1 protein-coding gene and 1 pseudogene are annotated in these 439 nt (G+C 54.4%); both read left to right on the forward strand.

Translation table 11 applies throughout. The features are described from left to right. Positions 1-155 (forward strand): annotated as a pseudogene (locus tag I6F16_RS37615) (taurine ABC transporter permease); the annotation flags it as partial. Beyond that, the coding region (locus I6F16_RS37620) for a TauD/TfdA family dioxygenase (protein WP_225174791.1) at positions 152-439 on the forward strand (288 nt) is incomplete at its 3' end. The pseudogene I6F16_RS37615 and the gene I6F16_RS37620, both read left to right, overlap by 4 nt.

Genomic DNA, 439 nt, shown 5'->3' on the forward strand with positions numbered 1-439 from the left:
GTTTAGGATTTATGGTTCAGTCAGCGGGTGAATTTCTCGCGACTGACGTGGTGCTGGCGGGAATCGCGGTGATTGCGATTATCGCCTTTCTTTTAGAACTAGGTTTGCGCGCGTTACAGCGCCGTCTGACGCCCTGGCATGGAGAAGTACAATGAGTGAACGTCTGAGCATTACCCCGCTGGGGCCGTATATCGGCGCACAAATTTCGGGTGCCGACCTGACGCGCCCGTTAAGCGATAATCAGTTTGAACAGCTTTACCATGCGGTGCTGCGCCATCAGGTGGTGTTTCTGCGCGATCAAACTATTACGCCGCAGCAGCAACGCGCGCTGGCCCAGCGTTTTGGCGAACTGCATATTCACCCTGTTTACCCTCATGCCGAAGGGGTTGACGAGATCATCGTGCTGGATACCCATAACGATAATCCGCCGGATAACGAC

This window comes from Bradyrhizobium sp. IC4060 (assembly GCF_020193715.1).
GTDB classification, from domain to species: Bacteria; Pseudomonadota; Alphaproteobacteria; order Rhizobiales; family Xanthobacteraceae; genus Bradyrhizobium; species Bradyrhizobium yuanmingense.